Source organism: Kitasatospora sp. MY 5-36 (assembly GCF_001182915.1).
Classification (GTDB): Bacteria; Actinomycetota; Actinomycetes; order Streptomycetales; family Streptomycetaceae; genus Kitasatospora.
Genome location: NZ_LFVW01001324.1, coordinates 1 through 895, shown reverse-complemented (window position 1 = coordinate 895; position 895 = coordinate 1). Strand labels below are relative to the sequence as shown.

Here is an 895-nt window from a genome sequence, read left to right as displayed (position 1 = left end):
CGGGCCGAGCCGCGGCCCCGCCGCGGCCGCAGCCGCCCGCCGTCCACCACGCGGTGATCTGCGTCAACGCCCCGGCGATGGCCGCCTCCGGCCCGGACGGCCAGCTGCGCGGCCACGGCCTGCACGGCTTCTACCGCAACGGCGTCCGGGTGCTCGCCCGGATGGAGCTGCGGCTGGGCGGCATGGAGCCGCTGCCGCTCCAGGGCACCCTGACCAGCACCGCCCAGGCCCGCTTCCTCGGCGCCGTCCGCATCCCCGGCGACCTCGACCCGGATCCGGCACTCACCGTCGAGCGGCTGCGGCACGCGGACGGCGTGGAGACCGTGGTCGTGCGCAACACCGGTCCCCGGCCCGCCCGGTTGCCACTGGAGATAGCCCTCGGCACCGACCTCGGCCCGGTCGCCGAGATCGCGGCCGGGCACCGCCAGCCCGACCTGCCGGGGCAGGTGCAGTCCGCCGGACTGCGCTGGACGGGCCCGGTGCACAGCGCCGTGGTCAGCGCCCAACCCTCCCCGCACGCCGTCCTGGCCGGCGCCGGCGTGCTCCGCTGGGACCTGGAGGTCCAGCCGGGCGCCCGCTGGTCGGTCGAGCTGCACACCGAGCTGGAGACCGCCGCCGGCGGCCCGCGCCCGCCGGGTGGCCGCGGCACCGGCGCGCCACTGCCCTGGTCCGAGCCGGAGGTCCGCAGCGACGACACTCGGGCCGCCCCACTGGTCTCCCGCTCGCTGGACGCCCTCGGCGGGCTGCTGTTCGCCGACCCGGACCGCCCGACCGACCTCTACCCGGCCTCCGGAGCGCCCTGGCGCTTCGGCCTCGCCCCGGCCGACGCGCTCTGGGCCGCCCGGCTGACCCTGCCGCTCGGCACCCGGCTGGCGGCCGGCACCCTCCGGGCGCT

Annotated in this window: 1 protein-coding gene; it reads left to right on the top strand. The window is 79.2% G+C overall.

Annotated elements, in window-relative coordinates; all coding sequences use genetic code 11:
- On the top strand, nucleotides 1–895 hold an 895-nt coding region (locus AE652_RS42235), incomplete at both ends, for a glycogen debranching N-terminal domain-containing protein (RefSeq protein WP_049661507.1).